This is a genomic window from Enterococcus sp. DIV0712 (assembly GCF_050554855.1).
In the GTDB taxonomy this organism is placed as follows: domain Bacteria; phylum Bacillota; class Bacilli; order Lactobacillales; family Enterococcaceae; genus Enterococcus; species Enterococcus faecalis.
Window position 1 is genome coordinate 103,951 of sequence record NZ_CP187333.1, and the last position, 16,762, is coordinate 120,712.

Consider the following 16,762-nt stretch of genomic DNA (forward strand, 5'->3'; position numbering starts at 1 on the left):
CATCAACCTTCTTTTTTAATTCGTTAAATCCGTTAACCAATGCCCAATTTCTTGAAAAACTGTAGCTTTTTCCGTTTCTAATAAAATTTCATGACGCAATGTGGGAAATAGTCGTAACGTCACGTGCTGAAAACCTGCATGCTTTAATTGCTTTTGAATTTTCGCTGGCCCCTTGCTGAAATCACCAACTGGGTCTTCAGCGCCACTAATGATTAAAATAGGCAATTCTTTTGGGATCGCTTGGTACCAATTCCTTTGATTGGCTCGTTTAACAAGCGAAAAAAGGGTAGCAAAACCATTATTGGTAAATACGAAGCCCATTAATGGGTCATTTTCATAGTCAGCGACATTGGCTTGATTTTTAGAAAGCCAATTAAAGGAACTTGCTTCAGGAAATTTTTTGCTAAAAGAACCAAATGCCAGCTTATCAATGAACGGAGCTGGTTTTTTCGGCTGTTTCTCGGCCATTTTTTTAATAAAAGGCAATGCTGCGGTTAAAGGTAACGGACTTGTTCCAGTGCCCATGAAAATGACTCCTTGCACAGTCACAGGATAGTCTTGCAGATAGTTCCGCAAGGCGAAAGACCCCATGCTGTGACCCATCATAAAATAGGGCAATTGTGGATAGCGATTCACAGCCCATTGTTTCACTTGATGAATATCTGTAACGACATTTTCAGGCCCTTGTTCTCCAAAAAAACCATAGATCGGTGCGTTTGGTTGTACAGATTCGCCATGACCTAGATGATCATGACCAATTACGGCAAACCCTAATTGATTTAAAAAACGAGCAAATTCATCATAACGTTGGATATGCTCTGCCATGCCGTGAATCAATTGAACTACGGCTTTGGGTGAAGGGCAGGGCCAATGACGTACATTGAGCTGAGTTTGTTGATCGTTTGAAGTGAGTATGAATTGTTCAGTCATAAGAAACCCTTTCTTTGCTTTTTGATTATTATACAAAAAAAAGACGGTGTTCAAAAGAAAAACTCATGAGAAAACGCCTCAGCTTTCACTGAGACGCCTTTTTTTATTTATCTTTAATAAAAATAGCAATGATGTCAAAAAATAGTCGATTTTACTAAGTGATGAATTATGGGTGGTACAAATACTGCTGGAAATAGTTGTTAACTTCAAGGGCATCTTCTTTATTTTTTGAAAGAATTAAGATGGTATCATCCCCAGCGATGCAGCCCAAGATATGAGGGTTGTGGATACGTATGCGATCAATTAAAACCCCAATGGCTTGCCCGTTGCCAGGTAAGACGGTTAAAAGATTTGTGAACTCTATTTGTGTTAAAGAAACACCAGTTTCAATAATAATGTCAACAAGACGTTCTTCATCTGTTTTATATTTTGGACGAAGGGCAGAATTATTCAAGATACGATAATAGGCTTCTCCTTGACCATTGTCTACTTTGTTTAAATTCAGCTCACGAATGTCACGAGAAATAGTTGCTTGTGTGGTGTGAATATTTTCTTTTTCCAATAATGCTAGTAATTCACTTTGTGTATGGATTTCATTTTCTGTGACCAATCGCTTAATCATCGTTTGGCGTTTTAATCGGTTCATTACTTTCCTCCAGTTCAGTTAATCATGCAAAAAAACATCATTGCTGTTATTTAAAACGGTGCCAGTAATTCCCTAAAATCACTGTACAACGTTTTACTAAATTGTGCAAGTCTCACTTTTTTAAATGCGAAATATCCGACAAAATCAATGAGAACCTTTTAGCTAAACGACCCTTTTTCTATTCTAATTAGAGAGATTCTGCTAGTATTGCTTTGTAAATGTCTGTAGGAAGGGTGTTATTTGTGAATAAGCAAACACGCCAAAGTTTGATTAAAAAAATCATTCAAACAACTGTAATTCATAGTCAAAATGAGTTGTTAAGAGAATTAAAAAAGCGCGAGATAAATGTCGCACAAGCAACGATTTCACGGGATTTATGGGAATTAAAAGTCGTCAAAGCATTGGATGAGTCTGGCGAGATGCGGTTAACGATTTTTGAACAATTCACTTCTTTAGAAGAACGAAAAAAAGAACAGTTGATACAAGCAATTCGTGAGGTAGTGACCAAAGTTGAACGTGTCGCCTTTTTACTAGTGGTTCATACATTACCAGACAACGCAACATTGTTTTCAGCTGTACTTGATGAAGTGTCTTTGTGTGAAAAGAAATGTTCTGTCGCTGGCTTTGACACTGTTATTATTGTTTCATCATCCGAGGAAAAAGCACAAGAACTAGAGCAGTATTTTCAACAATTTATTCAGCCAACACTTTTGTCAAAAAGTAACGCATAAAAGGAAGGGAGCCAGAAGTCGTTTTGACTTCTGGCTCCCTTCCTTTTATCTCTATAAGATTATAACTTTATGAAGTGTATGGAGAAATAATTTTTTTTGAATAAATGCATTTTTTTTTATTTAATTATGCATTATTTTTTTAGAATATCTATGAAAGCGCATTCTTTTAGGCTGGAAATATGCATAAGAAAGAATACCGTTGTATATTTGGTATTTTGTTTGGCAAATGGCTCACGTCCTAGGTTAATCAGGTCTGTTATTCTGTGTTTGTAATTAAGTTGAGGAGGTTATTTCACATGAGTCATCCAATTAATGTATTTTCTGAAATCGGGAAATTGAAAACAGTGATGTTACATCGTCCAGGTAAGGAATTAGAAAATTTAATGCCAGATTATCTGGAGAGACTGTTGTTTGATGATATTCCGTTTTTAGAAAAAGCACAAGCAGAACATGATGCATTTGCAGAGTTGTTACGATCAAAAGATATCGAAGTGGTCTATTTAGAGGACTTAGCTGCTGAAGCGTTGATTAATGAAGAGGTCCGCCGACAATTTATTGACCAATTCTTAGAAGAAGCCAATATTCGCAGTGAATCAGCAAAAGAAAAAGTTAGAGAGTTAATGTTAGAAATTGACGACAACGAAGAACTTATTCAAAAAGCGATTGCTGGCATTCAAAAACAAGAATTACCTAAATATGAGCAAGAATTTTTAACAGATATGGTTGAAGCGGATTATCCATTCATTATTGATCCAATGCCTAACTTATACTTCACACGTGATAACTTTGCGACAATGGGCCACGGGATTTCTTTAAATCATATGTATTCAGTAACTCGACAACGGGAAACCATTTTTGGGCAATACATTTTTGATTATCATCCTCGTTTTGCTGGAAAAGAGGTTCCTAGAGTCTATGATCGTTCAGAATCAACCAGAATTGAAGGTGGCGATGAATTAATTCTTTCAAAAGAAGTGGTGGCCATTGGGATTTCTCAAAGAACGGACGCCGCGTCAATTGAAAAAATTGCGAGAAATATTTTTGAACAAAAATTAGGATTCAAAAATATCTTGGCTTTTGATATCGGTGAACATCGTAAATTCATGCATTTAGATACCGTTTTTACCATGATTGACTATGATAAATTTACGATTCATCCAGAAATCGAAGGCGGCTTGGTTGTTTACTCGATCACTGAAAAAGCAGATGGAGACATCCAAATTACAAAAGAAAAAGATACATTAGATAACATTTTATGCAAATACTTGCATTTAGACAATGTTCAACTAATCCGTTGCGGCGCTGGAAATTTAACAGCAGCAGCCCGTGAACAATGGAACGACGGTTCAAATACATTAGCAATTGCCCCTGGGGAAGTTGTTGTTTACGATCGGAATACGATTACGAATAAAGCGCTAGAAGAAGCAGGCGTGAAATTGAATTACATTCCAGGAAGTGAACTAGTACGTGGCCGTGGTGGCCCTCGTTGTATGAGTATGCCACTTTACCGTGAAGATCTTTAAAAAACACCCAAAAATAGGAGGAATCATCATGAATTCAGTATTTCAAGGACGTAGTTTATTAGCAGAAAAAGATTTTACAAGAGCAGAATTAGAGTATTTGGTAGACTTCAGTATTCACTTAAAAGAATTGAAGAAAAAAGGGATTCCACATCACTATTTAGAAGGAAAAAATATCGCTCTTTTATTTGAAAAAACTTCGACACGGACACGCTCTGCGTTTACGACAGCAGCGATTGATTTAGGGGCACATCCTGAGTATCTAGGCGCCAACGATATTCAATTAGGTAAAAAAGAATCTGTTGAAGATACAGCGATTGTTTTAGGTAGTATGTTTGACGGGATTGAGTTCCGTGGGTTTAGTCAAGAAGTAGTGGAAGATTTAGCGAAATATTCTGGTGTTCCTGTTTGGAATGGTTTAACGGATCAATGGCATCCAACACAAATGATTGCGGACTTTATGACAGTGAAAGAAAACTTTGGTCGTTTAGAAGGAATCACTTTAGTATATGTCGGCGATGGCCGTAACAACATGGCAAACAGCTTGTTAGTGACAGGTGCTATTTTAGGCGTAAATGTTCGCATTTGTGCACCAAAAGAATTGTTCCCTTCTGATGAAGTCGTTAATTATGCAAAAGAATTTGCGAAAGAATCTGGTGCAGAATTAATGATTACAGACGACGTTGCTAAAGGTGTTAAAGGAGCCAACGTGTTATATACAGACGTTTGGGTGTCCATGGGTGAAGAAGATAAATTTGAAGAACGTGTCAATCTGTTGAAACCTTATCAAATTAATATGGCTATGTTAGAAAAAACCGAAAACATGGATGGCGATTTAATCGTATTACACTGTTTGCCAGCCTTTCATGATACGAAAACACAATACGGAGAAATGGTTGCTGAAAAATTCGGCATTACTGAAATGGAAATCACGGATGAAGTCTTCCGCAGTAAATATGGTCGTCAATTTGAAGAAGCAGAAAACAGAATGCATTCCATTAAAGCAATCATGGCAGCTACTTTAGGCAACTTATTCATTCCTCGTGTGTAGGAAGCAACTGAAAAAACATTGAAAAAAGAATAGTTGTTTCGCCCTTTAAGAGTTTCTTTTGAAGGGCGGCCTATTCTTTATTATGATAGGAAAGAAGGATTTGTAATGGGGAAAAAAATGGTCGTTGCACTAGGCGGAAATGCCATCCTTTCAAATGATGCTAGCGCACATGCACAACAGCAAGCATTAGTTCAAACATCTGCCTATTTAGTTCATTTAATTAAACAAGGGCATCGGTTGATTGTTTCACATGGCAATGGTCCACAAGTCGGTAATCTATTATTGCAACAACAAGCAGCTGATTCTGAAAAAAATCCAGCGATGCCGCTAGATACGTGTGTTGCTATGACACAAGGAAGTATCGGCTACTGGTTGTCCAATGCGCTTAATCAAGAATTAAACAAAGCAGGAATCAAGAAACAAGTGGCTACTGTTTTAACACAGGTGGTCGTAGATCCAGCAGATGAGGCATTCAAAAATCCAACAAAACCGATCGGTCCATTTTTAACAGAAGCTGAAGCCAAAGAAGCAATGCAAGCAGGTGCTATTTTTAAAGAAGATGCAGGACGTGGCTGGCGCAAAGTCGTTCCAAGTCCTAAGCCAATTGACATCCACGAGGCTGAGACTATTAATACCTTAATAAAAAATGATATAATTACCATTTCATGTGGTGGTGGCGGCATCCCTGTCGTAGGACAAGAATTAAAAGGTGTCGAAGCAGTAATCGATAAAGATTTTGCTTCTGAAAAACTAGCAGAATTAGTGGATGCGGATGCACTAGTTATTTTAACTGGCGTGGATTATGTGTACATTAATTATGGCAAACCAGATGAAAAACAATTAACCAATGTCACTGTAGCAGAGTTGGAAGAATACAAACAAGCGGGTCATTTTGCACCAGGTAGTATGTTACCGAAAATTGAAGCCGCCATTCAGTTTGTAGAAAGCCATCCCAATAAACAAGCAATTATCACTTCTTTGGAAAACTTAGGAAGTATGAGCGGCGATGAAATCGTAGGAACGGTTGTGACAAAATAAAGTATAGTATTTAGGAGAATTAAGATGATGATAGAGAAAATAATCACTAAAAATAATCAAGATTTTCAATACTTTTCTGAATCAGAACTAACAGAATTGCGCAACGAGAGTTTCGTTCGCTCCTATAAAAAAGGCCAAGTCCTTTTTTATCCAGGTGATCCGAGAAATCATTTGATTTTACTGGTTTCAGGTGTCATTAAAATTGAAAAAAATGATCGCAGTGGTAATTTTTCCTATCTGCATTTTATGAAAAAGCAGGCTCTTTTTCCGAGAATCGGACTGTTTCAAGATGAGGTTCATTACGACTCCGCGATTGCCTATACGGATATTGAGGTTGTGTTTGTGCCAGTTAAACTGTTTGAGCGTTTTCTCCAAAATAATCCCCAGCAATTGATTCATTGGATTCAAGAACAATCGGTCCTTTTAAAAGAAAGCATGATCAAAATCCAAAAAGGAACAACCAATGATGCATGTGAACGGATTGTGACATCACTGGCGATGTTATTAAATGATTTAGGAGAACGAATTGACAACAGAGAGCGCGTTGCAATTGCTTGTCCAATTACCATTAATGACATTGCACGGATGAGTGGAACTACGCGGGAAACAGCAAGCAGTGTTATGAAAAAATTAGTCCAAATGAACCGTATTAGCTACAGTCATAAATTCTTAACTTTTCTAGATACGCCATTCTTTATTGATCGATTGAGTAATTAATCATAGAGAAGGGAGATACAGGAAAGTAGGTTCCTGTATAAAAGGATATGGCAGAAAAAAAGAAGAAAAACAAAAAACAGCTTTCGTCTTTTAGTATTTTATTTATTATTTTAATTGTTTTAGGTATCGTAACGGTCTTGCTAAATGGCCAGCCATTTACCCCAAGAGAAATTGATGGCAAAATGGTTGACCACGTGGTAGGGGCCAAATTATCGGATATTATCATGGCTCCATTCAATGGGTTTAAAGATGCCATTGAAATTAATATTTTTATTTTAGTACTCGGTGGCTTTTTAAATATTGTGACGCAAACTGGGGCTCTTGAAGCAGGGATTCAATCAGTCGTTAAAAAGTTAAAAGGGAACGAATTGAAAATCATTCCGATTTTAATGATTTTATTTTCTATTGGTGGTTCGACTTATGGAATGGCAGAAGAAACAATTCCTTTTTATGGTTTATTGAGTGCCACCATGGTCGCCGCTGGTTTTGATACGTTTGTCGCAGTGGGTACTGTGCTATTGGGTGCAGGATCAGGTGTTATCGGTTCAACGGTTAACCCTTTCTCCACAGGGGTAGCGATGGATGCGTTGCGAGGTATTGGCATTCAGCCGAATACAGGAATTATTTTAATTGTCGGTGCTATTTTGTGGGCGGCCTCTACTAGCTATTCTATTTTCATTGTGATGCGTTATGCGAAAAAAGTGAAGGCTGACAAAGGTTCAACAATTTTATCTTTACAAGAACAAGAGGATATGGAAAAAACGTATGGACAAGCAGCGTCGAAAGAAATGCCATTTACGAATCGTCATAAAAAAATCTTAATGGTATTCGCTTTCTGTTTTGTCATTATGATTGTTTCCTTAATTCCATGGAACGACTTTGGAGTGACGATTTTCAAAGGCTGGACGTCTGTTTTAACAGGCAACAGTTTCGGTGACTGGTACTTTGGCGACTTAGCGATGTGGTTCTTCCTTTTAGGGATCATTGCTGCCTTGATTGGTCGCTTTACTGAAAAAGAAACCATTGAAGCATTTATCGACGGTGCCAAAGATATGTTATCCGTTGTTTTAATTATCGTAGTTGCTCGCGGGGCATCTGTTTTGATGTCTAAAACGTATTTAGATTCATTTATCCTTGATAAAGCGGCAGGCTTATTACAAGGACTCTCCCCAGTCTTATTTGTCATCGGTGCCTTTGTTTTATACTTAGGTTTATCTTTCCTAATTCCTTCAACTTCTGGTTTAGCGTACGTTTCTATTCCTGTAATGGGTGCGTTAGCTAAAAACATTGGTTTAAGTCCAGAAGTGATGGTTATGATTTTTGCTTCAGGTTGTGGCTTGATTAATTTGATCACGCCAACATCTGGTGTCGTAATGGGTGGTTTGGAAATTTCCAAAGTTCAATATGCCACTTGGACAAAATTCATGGCCAAACCAATGATTGTCTTAGGCTTAATTAACCTAATTATCTTAATTGGCGCGATGTTACTCTTTAGCTAATCAAAAATTTTTTATGTTAGGGCTTCGGCTTTCGGAAAAAAGAAGAAGCAATGAAACAACAGCGACTACCTAAAAGTAGTCGCTGTTGTTTCATTTTGATAGTTGTTGAATTAACAATCTTGCGACAGCGCGGACAGAAAAAGGATTTTGCCCAGTGATTATACGGCCATCTTGATACGCAAATTCTTTATAGGGACGCTTTTTCGCAAAAGTAGCACCATGTTCTTTGGCAATTGTTTCGTTTAAGAAAGGAACAACTGCTTTTTTCATGGCTAAAATTTCTTCTGCAGTAGTGAAGCCAGTAATGGTTTTATCTGCAATCAAATAATTTCCTGACGCATCTTTGACATTTAAAAGACCAGCAATTCCGTGACAAACAGAAGTTAGGTACTTGCCCTGTTCGTAAAGGCTACGAGTGATTGCTTGCAACTGAGGATTATCAGGGAAGTCCCACATAACGCCATGGCCTCCTGTAAAGTAAATCGCTGCGTATTCATCTGGATCAATTTCTTCAAGAGAGAGGGAATGCGCTAGCGCTCGTTCTTGAAAATCGGCACTTTCATAAACCGCCATAATGGATGAATCTACATATTTCATACTCCGGGGATCCAAAGGGACATAGCCTCCTTGGGGACTAACATAGTCAACTGAAAATCCTGCTTTGGTTACTTCTTCCACGAACTCCGTGGCTTCACCTAGCCAGAGGCCCGTTGGTTCTTCGGTGCCGTGATAACGGGAGACGTTTGTGAGGACCACGAGAATTTTTTTCATGCTTGCTTCCTCCCTGGCATAATCGACGTAATGTGGGTCAATAGTTGTTGGAGTTGCTCAATTTTGGTGGTATCGTGAGAAAGTGAGTAATAATTTTTAGTTCCTTCACTGCGACAATCAATTAATTTGGCTTGTTTCAAAATTTTTAAGTGGTGAGAAACAGCGGGACGTGAGAGTTGTGTCGCCTCTGTTAACTCAGTGACACGACGGCCAACACAGGCCTGGTCTTCTAACAGTGCAATAATAATTGCTTGGCGTTTTTCATCACCCAATGCGATTAAAAAATCACTAAGCGCAGTAAATTCTGTTTGAATTCCTTCTAATTCTTTCATATTCTTTCGCCTCTTTGGTTCGTATTTTTAAACGATTAAACCATTTTTCGTGTTTTTTGTCAATAAAATACGCTGAGGGCTGAAACTTGACGTGGATCCCATTTTTCGTTAAGATACTAATTGATTAAAGGTTTAAACTTTTAAACTTTTAAACCAATAAAAGGGATAGAAAGAGAGGAAAGATTCAATGATGAAAGCCGCTTTAATTCATAAATACGGACAAAAAGAATTAGCAATCGAGGAGGTGCCCTTACCCACCATTCATGACAATGATGTTTTGGTCAAAATTATCGCTGCCAGTATCAACCCGATTGATTTAAAAACAAAAGATGGCAAAGTAAAGATGCTTTTAAATTATCAAATGCCACTGATTTTAGGCAGTGATTTTGCTGGGATTGTTGTTTCTGTTGGAAAAAATGTTCAAAATTTTAGGCTGGGCGATGCAGTTTACGGGCGAGTACCCAAAAATCGCGTGGGAACTTTTGCTGAATATATTGCAGTGGATCAAGCGGCTGTAGCTATGAAGCCGAAAAATTTAACGTTTGAAGAAGCTGCGGCCATTCCGTTAGTCGGTTTGACAAGTTATCAAGCGCTACATGATATTATGAATGTACAGCCAGGCCAGAAAGTCCTGATTCAAGCAGGTTCAGGAGGGATTGGAACCATTGCGATTCAATTAGCAAAACTAGCAGGCGCTTACGTTGCCACCACAACGAGTAGTAAAAATAAAGAATGGGTTCAAGCGTTGGGAGCAGATGAAGTGATTGACTATCGGACACAAAATTTTGAAGAAGTTTTATCCGACTATGATTATGTGTTTGATACAATGGGGGGGACAATCTTAGAAAAAGCTTTTTCAGTGGTTAAACCTCAGGGAAAAGTTGTTACATTGTCAGGCATTCCCAACGAACGTTTTGCTAAAGAGTATGGCTTGCCGCTTTGGAAACAATGGGCCTTTAAAATAGCTACCCGCAAGATTCATCGATTGGAGCAAGCCACAGATGTTAGTTATCATTTTTTGTTTATGCGTCCAGATGGCGAGCAATTAGCTTTACTCACTGAGCTCATTGAACAGGGAAAATTACAGCCGATAATTGACCGAGTCGTACCTTTTAGCCAAATTCAAGAAGCAGTGGACTATTCACTGACAGGGCGAGCACAAGGGAAAATTGTTGTGAAAATCGCCGATGTTGATCACGACTAAGTAAAGGAGACTTGCAAGAAAAACAGGCCTATTTTTCTTGCAAGTCTCAAAGTTTACCATTTAAACGCCGTCTAACAAAAGTGATTTTAGGCGGGAAAAGATTTTTATAGAAAATCCTCATTTTTCCAGTTTCTATTTTGCAAATTCGTTATTTTTTGTTATTCTATTGATGGTTGTGTATGCGCTTTCTTTTTAGGTGGATACACAAAAATGAACGGAGTGCAGAAAGGAATGGTGTTCAAAGTGGGGAACAATTTATCGACAAGAAAAGGAGAAAACAGAGAAACAATTGTCAGTTGGCTGGGTCTTTCGTTATTGGTTGGCTTGGCGTTTATCTTATTTAGTCTGTTTCATCAACCAATGATCAGCCAAGCCAATGAGCCGACCCAAGAGAAACATTTTATGGTTTATTATCGGGCCTGGCGTGACAAAACGATGCAAGGAGTTAATACAACATTGCCAGATGAAAATTGGCTAACGATGCACGATATTCCTTATGGTATTGACATTGTGAATGTCTTTAGTTATGTGCCAAAAGGACAAGAAGCACTTGCACAGCCATTTTATGATACGTTAAAAAATGAGTATGCGCCAGCACTGCATGCACGAGGTGTTCGTTTAGTTCGTGGGATTGATTACAGCGAGCTATTAAAAGTTCCTTACGCAGGAACAACGCCTACAGAAGCAGAATTTGATGCTTATGCGAAAGAGTTGTTAACCAAATTTGTCGATGATTTAGGAATTGATGGGTTAGATATTGACATGGAAACTCGTCCAAGTGAAAAAGATATTGTTCTATCTAATGGGGTCATTCGTGCATTATCAAAATACATTGGACCGAAGTCGGGAACGGATCGTCCATTTTTGTATGATACCAATGCAGAATATTTACCACCTTTACAAGATGTCAGTGACTGTTTCGATTTTCTCGCGTATCAACAGTATGGCAGCGATGACCAACGCACGCAACGAGCATTAAATAATTTAAGTCCGGTTCTCAATGGGGAACGATTTGTTCCAGGATTAACTTTCCCAGAAGAGCAAGATCGCAACCGCTGGTATGACACAAAAGAGCCGTATATGGAAAGTAACATGTATAAAGTAGCTCGTTATTCTTATGAAAATAATTTAGGGGGCATGTTCCTCTATGCCTTAGATCGCGATGGTCGCACCTATAATGAAGACGATTTAAATCAGATAAAACCTTCTAATTTGCTTTGGACAAAAACGGCCATTGCAGAGAGTAAAGGCGTTTCTCTTGCAGAGATGAAAGCGGCTGCGCAACACTATTTAAAACGAATTAGCTACGCCAACACAGACCTTGAAGCACAAAATAAAGCCGCAGAAGCAGTGACACAAGCAACAACGCTTTATGATGTGAATAAAGCTATTTTAGGTGGCGATTATGGCCAAGGGATTTCAAACATCTATGATGCTGAATTAGAAAAAGGCCTGTTAGCCATTGACTTAACCACTTTATATCGTGCGTTGGATCAAGCAGTTACAGCCATTGAAAAGGCAGAAAGCTATACACCAGAAACGATTCAAGCACTACAAACAACAAAAGAGACAGTCGCAACAGAACTTGCGGGAAAAACGTATACATCCGCGCAAGTGACTACTTGGCAAACGGAGGTCCAAACAGCTTTGGATAATTTAAAAGAGAAACAAACACAACCTTTAAAAAGTGTCTTTTCCATTGATGCGGGAAGAAAATATTTTTCCGTGGAACAACTGGAAGAATTAGTGGCCAAAGCCAGTCAAAATGGGTACACAGATGTCCAATTAATTTTAGGAAATGATGGCTTACGGTTTATCTTGGATGATATGTCGGTCAATGTGAATGGTAAAAAATACAACCACAACCGGGTTTCAAAAGCAATCCAACGAGGCAACAACGCGTATTACAATGACCCTAATGGCAACGCGTTAACACAAAAAGAAATGGATCGGTTGTTGGCTTTTGCGAAAGCGCGCAACATCAACATCATTCCCGTGATTAACAGTCCAGGACATATGGATGCCTTGTTAGTGGCCATGGAAAAACTAGCGATTAAAAATCCCGCTTTTGATGGCTCAAAACGAACAGTAGATTTAGGGAACCAAAAGGCAGTGAATTTCACAAAGGCGATTATCAGTAAGTACGTGGCTTATTTTTCCACGCATAGTGAAATTTTCAATTTTGGCGGCGATGAGTATGCAAATGATGTCGACACGGGCGGTTGGGCGAAACTGCAATCTTCTGGGCGCTACAAGGATTTTGTCGCTTATGCGAATGATTTAGCTAAAATAATTAAAGATGCGGGCATGCAGCCAATGAGCTTCAATGATGGCATTTATTACAACAGCGACGATTCTTTCGGTACATTTGACCCAGAGATTATTATTTCTTATTGGACAGCCGGTTGGAGTGGGTATGACGTAGCCAAACCTGAGTACTTTGTTCAAAAAGGACACAAAATTTTTAATACCAATGATGCGTGGTATTGGGTAGCTGGCAATGTTGATTCTGGCATTTATCAATATGATGATGCTTTAGCAAATATGTCGAAAAAAGCATTTACAGATGTGCCAGCAGGTAGCCCAAATCTTACAATTATTGGAAGTATTCAATGTGTTTGGTATGATGACCCTCGTCGTGACTATGATTTTGAACGAATTTATACGCTAATGGATACGTTCTCGGAAAATTATCGTGAGTATATGGTGGTTAAATAAAACTAGTTAAAGCTAACGAGTTATCTATAAAGACTGATCCTGGGACAAAAATCACTTTGGATTTTTGTCCCAGGATCAAAACCTGATAAACGGCGGGAACAGAACCAACTCCTTCGGAAATAAGCCGAAATTCTCCAAAAATTAAAGAGCAATTTTCGGAAATTTCTTCTTATTTCTCGGAGCTAAACGGTTCTTTCCCGACCTCAGCCTTCTTTACTGAAGAAGATTTGTTTGCGGGCCAACAATCAATTTAGGAATGCCTTATTGAAATGTTCCTGTTCTTATTGTAGACTGAAAGAAGTGGTGGTGGAAAGCTATCACCATTAATAGAAAAGCAGGAAAATAAAAAGGATCTTGTTGGAAGTTTAATGCTTGGAAATGTAAGCGGAATCATTTTTGTTGGAATGCTAAAAAAGGGAGTAGAGTTATGAGTAATGAAAATATCGTCTTAGCAAGAAATACAGAGCGTGCACCAAAGCATCCTCTCGCAGCCCAAACAGTCGCATTTTCCCACTATAATCATTTGTCGGCACAGTTACCTATTGAGCCAACCTCTGGACAATTGGTAGAAGGTGGCATTCGGGTCCAAGCGACACAATGTTTGAAAAATATCCAAGCGGTTGTTGAAAGTATCAACCATGTGATGAGTGACATTGTCAGAATGACCATTTTTGTCAAAGATATGCGGGATGCTGCCGCAGTTGAGGAGGTCTATGCGGCCTTTTTTACCCATTATTATCCAGCTAAAACAGTGGTCGCCGTCGCAGATTTGCCGTTAGGCGCTTCTGTTCAAATGGAGGCACTTGTTTCAAATGGGGAAGGAACTATCCCTAATGCACCTCAAGCTGGGGATTTAATTAAATTAACAAATCAGACTGTTCAGGCACCAATTGATGCTCTAGCCAGTCAAACGGTCGCGTTTTCTCACTATAACAATCTGTCTGCACAATTGCCTATAGATCCTCAAACGGGCAGAGTTGTGGCTGGCTGTGTTAAAACGCAAACAAAACAATGTTTGAAAAACATAAAAGCCATTTTAACCAGTATTGATGTGCCTTTTGATGATATTGTGAAGGTCAATATTTATTTAAAAGATTTATCTAAGCTAGAAGCTGTCAATCAAGTATATGCCGCTTTTTTCCCAGATTCAGGAATTGCGCGTACGGTCAATTACATGCCAGCACGAACAGTGATTGCTGTTGCTGATTTACCAATGGGGGCGGCGGTGCAAGTAGAAGCGGTGGTTTCTCATGGGGATGGTACGCCACCACAAGCGATTGAAGATCGACATGGATTAATTATTGAAGCAAATAATACAGATCACGCACCGAAGTGTCCATTTTCGACACAAACTGTTGCTTTTTCTCATTACAACCATCTATCAGCTCAGCTACCATTGGCCCCTAAAACAAATGCGTTAGTCGCTGGTGGAATCAAGGAACAAACGACGCAATGTTTAGAAAACATCAAAGCGATTATTGAAAGTGTGGATCACAGCTTAGCTGATCTGGTGAAAGTGAATATTTTTGTGAAAGAGATTGAAGAGCTGGCGGTAGTAGATGACGTCTACCAAACGTACTTCCCTGAAGGCACGCCTGCCAGAAGAGTGATTGGTGTGACGGATTTACCAAAAGGTGCCCAGATTCAAATCGAAGCGATTGCTGGGAACGCAGAAGGTACGCCACCAATTGGCTAAACAGTAAAATAAACAAACGTCAGCTGGCTTCTGAAGCCAGCTGACGTTTTTAGTATTTAGATAAATCAGTAAAGTAAGTTAGTTGCCATTTTTGTGTTTTTTTGGCGGTTTGATTAAGGTTTTGGCACCAAGAAGGATAAAAACGGGCCGCCATTTTGCCTTTTTGTTGGTGCGTTTTGAGAATTTTTTGTTGGATTAAACATTCTTTCGGCAGAAGAAAGAGACCTTGCTTTTCTTGATCAGAAATGACAATTGCTAACATTTCAGGGGCTTCCGTTGCATCAAAGGCTTCGTTCTGATTTTGTTGATTTTTTTCCCAAAAGGCTACAAAATAGCCTTCTTTTTTCGGCGTTTTTTTGGCTAAGCGACTGCGGATAAGTTGTTGCGATTCATTAACTTGGCATAAAAAGCCTTCATATTCGGCATTTTGTTGTTCTTCGGAAAGCAGCGTGATCGCGCCCACTGCTTTTTCAAGTATCGGTAATGAATTCATAGGGAATGTCCTTTCTTTTCGTTTAATGTCGGTAAGAGTTCTTGGATAATGGTTAATCCTTTCGCCAATACCTCAAGCTGATTGGAGGCCAAGGAAATTCGTAAAAAAGCATCTGGCTGATTTTGCACAGTAAAGCGGCTCGAGTGAAAAAGACGTACCCCATTTTGGAGAAATTCTTGTTCAATTTGCGGCGCCGTTTTTTCGGTAGAAAGGGGAATAGTTCGGTAGTACGGCAAAGGATTGCTAGGTCTAGCTAACCCAAAAATGGTATCAAATAAGTCATTGGCTTGTTTTGTTAAAGCCAATTTTTCTATCACTAATTCTTCTGCAACTGGTGAGCGTAAGACTTGGGTGACAATTTCAGCATCAAAGCCAGAAGTTTTAACGTTAATATTAAAAATCGCACGCTCTATTTCTTGGCGAAGAAGCGGAGGGAAAACAAGGTACGCAATGCGTAAGCCTGTACAGACAAATTTTGTCATCCCCGCTAAGTAAATCGTTTGTTGAGGTAAGAGTTCTTGAAACGTTGGTAAAACTGCTTGCTGTGCATAAGTTGTTAAAAAAGAATGAATGTCATCTTCAATTACCCATAAGTGTTCTTGCTGAATGATTTCAGCTAAAGTCATTCGGCGGGCGCTAGACATTTGGAAACCAATCGGGTTATTACATGCGGGCATTAAGAAAATACCATGTATTTTTTTCTTTTTGCATTCTTGCAGTAAATGCTCTGGGTCCATCCCCTCGGAATCATAGCCAATCGGGACGATTTCTAAATGATAAAGCTGGGCGAGTTCAATAAAATTTGAATACGTGTATCGATCTACGGCAATCCGCTGACCTGGAGAAAAAGCGGCGGCTAACGTCACGGCCAGCCCATTCTGGACACCAGATACAATGGCAACTTCTTCGGCATTGGTCCGAACGCCTTGTGTCTGAAGCCATTCGGCAGCGGTTGCTCGTTGAAAGTGCGTACCTAAAGGATCGCGATAATTTAGCAAACTGTTAAGGGCCGCATTTTTACTAACGGATTCAATAAAAGGTAAAATCCGCTGATTACACATATCAAAGGAACTAACCAGCCCTAAATCAATTAGATGGTCCGCTACTTGGTTGGTAGAGATTGTAATTGAGTGAAACGCGTTGGGAGAAACGAAAGTGCCGCTACCGATGTTGGTATAAAGTAAGCCTTTTTCCATAGCGTGTTTATAGGCTTGACCAATCGTCGTGAAATTCAGATCCAAGTAATCAGCTAATTCTCTTTGCGAAGGCAATTTCACATTTTTTTGAAGTGCACCAGATAAGATATCCGCTTCTAATTGTTGAACCAATGATTGGTAATAAGGTCTTGTTAAACGTTCTTTAACAGGGCGCCATGACAACGCATAGTTCTCATAGGAATTAATCGGCATGAGGGGA

15 protein-coding genes are annotated in these 16,762 nt (G+C 39.1%); 9 read left to right on the forward strand and 6 right to left on the reverse strand.

The features are described from left to right. Nucleotides 1–15: 15 nt before the first annotated feature. Nucleotides 16–966, reverse strand: coding sequence for an alpha/beta hydrolase (locus tag IGL42_RS00430; protein ID WP_025191914.1), 951 nt, complete (start codon nucleotides 964–966; stop codon nucleotides 16–18). A gap of 130 nt (nucleotides 967–1,096) precedes the next feature. After that, nucleotides 1,097–1,576 carry an arginine repressor gene (locus IGL42_RS00435; RefSeq protein WP_002356125.1) on the reverse strand — a complete coding sequence of 160 codons (480 nt, stop codon included), beginning with the start codon at nucleotides 1,574–1,576 and terminating at the stop codon, nucleotides 1,097–1,099. 218 nt (nucleotides 1,577–1,794) lie between these two features. Between IGL42_RS00435 and IGL42_RS00440 the strand changes: the two genes are divergently transcribed. The 6 genes from IGL42_RS00440 to IGL42_RS00465 all read left to right on the forward strand — a co-directional run bounded on the left by IGL42_RS00440 (nucleotide 1,795) and on the right by IGL42_RS00465 (nucleotide 8,132). Next, nucleotides 1,795–2,307, forward strand: a complete 513-nt coding sequence (locus IGL42_RS00440; protein ID WP_016615126.1) for an arginine repressor — start codon at nucleotides 1,795–1,797, stop codon at nucleotides 2,305–2,307. Between the two features lie 296 nt (nucleotides 2,308–2,603). Then, a complete protein-coding gene (arcA, locus tag IGL42_RS00445) occupies nucleotides 2,604–3,830 on the forward strand; it encodes an arginine deiminase (protein WP_002356129.1) in 1,227 nt (408 codons plus the stop codon). Nucleotides 3,831–3,855: 25 nt separating this feature from the next. Next, nucleotides 3,856–4,878, forward strand: a complete 1,023-nt coding sequence (gene argF / locus IGL42_RS00450) for an ornithine carbamoyltransferase (RefSeq protein WP_160747730.1) — start codon at nucleotides 3,856–3,858, stop codon at nucleotides 4,876–4,878. Between the two features lie 105 nt (nucleotides 4,879–4,983). Continuing rightward, nucleotides 4,984–5,916, forward strand: a complete 933-nt coding sequence (arcC, locus tag IGL42_RS00455) for a carbamate kinase (RefSeq protein WP_010710969.1) — start codon at nucleotides 4,984–4,986, stop codon at nucleotides 5,914–5,916. Between the two features lie 24 nt (nucleotides 5,917–5,940). After that, the gene (locus IGL42_RS00460) at nucleotides 5,941–6,633 is read left to right on the forward strand and encodes a Crp/Fnr family transcriptional regulator (RefSeq protein ID WP_002363490.1); all 693 of its coding nucleotides are present in this window, start codon (nucleotides 5,941–5,943) and stop codon (nucleotides 6,631–6,633) included. Nucleotides 6,634–6,680: 47 nt separating this feature from the next. Next, a complete protein-coding gene (locus IGL42_RS00465; RefSeq protein ID WP_002356134.1) occupies nucleotides 6,681–8,132 on the forward strand; it encodes a YfcC family protein in 1,452 nt (483 codons plus the stop codon). 90 nt (nucleotides 8,133–8,222) lie between these two features. Here the strand turns inward: IGL42_RS00465 and IGL42_RS00470 are convergent, their stop codons facing one another. Both IGL42_RS00470 and IGL42_RS00475 read right to left on the reverse strand, forming a co-directional pair. Further along, nucleotides 8,223–8,903, reverse strand: coding sequence for a type 1 glutamine amidotransferase domain-containing protein (locus IGL42_RS00470; protein WP_002367611.1), 681 nt, complete (start codon nucleotides 8,901–8,903; stop codon nucleotides 8,223–8,225). Then, entirely contained in the window at nucleotides 8,900–9,235 is a 336-nt protein-coding gene (locus tag IGL42_RS00475; RefSeq protein WP_002359261.1) for an ArsR/SmtB family transcription factor, read from the reverse strand. Before IGL42_RS00475 ends, IGL42_RS00470 begins: the two co-directional genes overlap by 4 nt. Before the next feature lie 187 nt (nucleotides 9,236–9,422). Between IGL42_RS00475 and IGL42_RS00480 the strand changes: the two genes are divergently transcribed. The 3 genes from IGL42_RS00480 (at nucleotide 9,423) to IGL42_RS00490 (ending at nucleotide 14,853) form a co-directional block, all read left to right on the forward strand. Next, entirely contained in the window at nucleotides 9,423–10,439 is a 1,017-nt protein-coding gene (locus tag IGL42_RS00480) for an NADP-dependent oxidoreductase (protein WP_010710970.1), read from the forward strand. Nucleotides 10,440–10,649: 210 nt separating this feature from the next. Beyond that, complete coding sequence (locus IGL42_RS00485; RefSeq protein ID WP_010710971.1) at nucleotides 10,650–13,157, forward strand: EndoS/ChiA family endoglycosidase; 2,508 nt, start codon at nucleotides 10,650–10,652, stop codon at nucleotides 13,155–13,157. A 427-nt stretch (nucleotides 13,158–13,584) separates the two neighbouring features. Beyond that, a complete protein-coding gene (locus IGL42_RS00490) occupies nucleotides 13,585–14,853 on the forward strand; it encodes a RidA family protein (RefSeq protein ID WP_010710972.1) in 1,269 nt (422 codons plus the stop codon). A gap of 49 nt (nucleotides 14,854–14,902) precedes the next feature. Here IGL42_RS00490 and IGL42_RS00495 read toward each other — a convergent pair whose 3' ends face one another. Together IGL42_RS00495 and IGL42_RS00500 are read right to left on the reverse strand one after the other, a co-directional pair. Continuing rightward, nucleotides 14,903–15,346 (reverse strand): MepB family protein, encoded by a 444-nt coding sequence (locus tag IGL42_RS00495; RefSeq protein ID WP_010710973.1) that lies wholly within the window; start codon nucleotides 15,344–15,346, stop codon nucleotides 14,903–14,905. Beyond that, nucleotides 15,343–16,755 (reverse strand): PLP-dependent aminotransferase family protein, encoded by a 1,413-nt coding sequence (locus tag IGL42_RS00500; protein ID WP_002373794.1) that lies wholly within the window; start codon nucleotides 16,753–16,755, stop codon nucleotides 15,343–15,345. The genes IGL42_RS00495 and IGL42_RS00500 overlap by 4 nt, the downstream gene beginning before the upstream one ends. Nucleotides 16,756–16,762 lie beyond the last annotated feature (7 nt).

Bases quoted from the DNA above. Each gene is read 5' to 3' on its own strand.
- IGL42_RS00460 (WP_002363490.1), top strand. From the start codon at position 5,941: ATGATGATAGAGAAAATAATCACTAAAAATAATCAAGATTTTCAATAC.
- IGL42_RS00495 (WP_010710973.1), bottom strand. From the start codon at position 15,346: ATGAATTCATTACCGATACTTGAAAAAGCAGTGGGCGCGATCACGCTG.
- IGL42_RS00500 (WP_002373794.1), bottom strand. From the start codon at position 16,755: ATGCCGATTAATTCCTATGAGAACTATGCGTTGTCATGGCGCCCTGTT.
- IGL42_RS00440 (WP_016615126.1), top strand. From the start codon at position 1,795: ATGTCTGTAGGAAGGGTGTTATTTGTGAATAAGCAAACACGCCAAAGT.
- IGL42_RS00480 (WP_010710970.1), top strand. From the start codon at position 9,423: ATGATGAAAGCCGCTTTAATTCATAAATACGGACAAAAAGAATTAGCA.
- arcA (WP_002356129.1), top strand. From the start codon at position 2,604: ATGAGTCATCCAATTAATGTATTTTCTGAAATCGGGAAATTGAAAACA.
- IGL42_RS00435 (WP_002356125.1), bottom strand. From the start codon at position 1,576: ATGAACCGATTAAAACGCCAAACGATGATTAAGCGATTGGTCACAGAA.
- IGL42_RS00490 (WP_010710972.1), top strand. From the start codon at position 13,585: ATGAGTAATGAAAATATCGTCTTAGCAAGAAATACAGAGCGTGCACCA.
- arcC (WP_010710969.1), top strand. From the start codon at position 4,984: ATGGGGAAAAAAATGGTCGTTGCACTAGGCGGAAATGCCATCCTTTCA.
- IGL42_RS00465 (WP_002356134.1), top strand. From the start codon at position 6,681: ATGGCAGAAAAAAAGAAGAAAAACAAAAAACAGCTTTCGTCTTTTAGT.
- IGL42_RS00475 (WP_002359261.1), bottom strand. From the start codon at position 9,235: ATGAAAGAATTAGAAGGAATTCAAACAGAATTTACTGCGCTTAGTGAT.
- IGL42_RS00485 (WP_010710971.1), top strand. From the start codon at position 10,650: ATGAACGGAGTGCAGAAAGGAATGGTGTTCAAAGTGGGGAACAATTTA.
- IGL42_RS00470 (WP_002367611.1), bottom strand. From the start codon at position 8,903: ATGAAAAAAATTCTCGTGGTCCTCACAAACGTCTCCCGTTATCACGGC.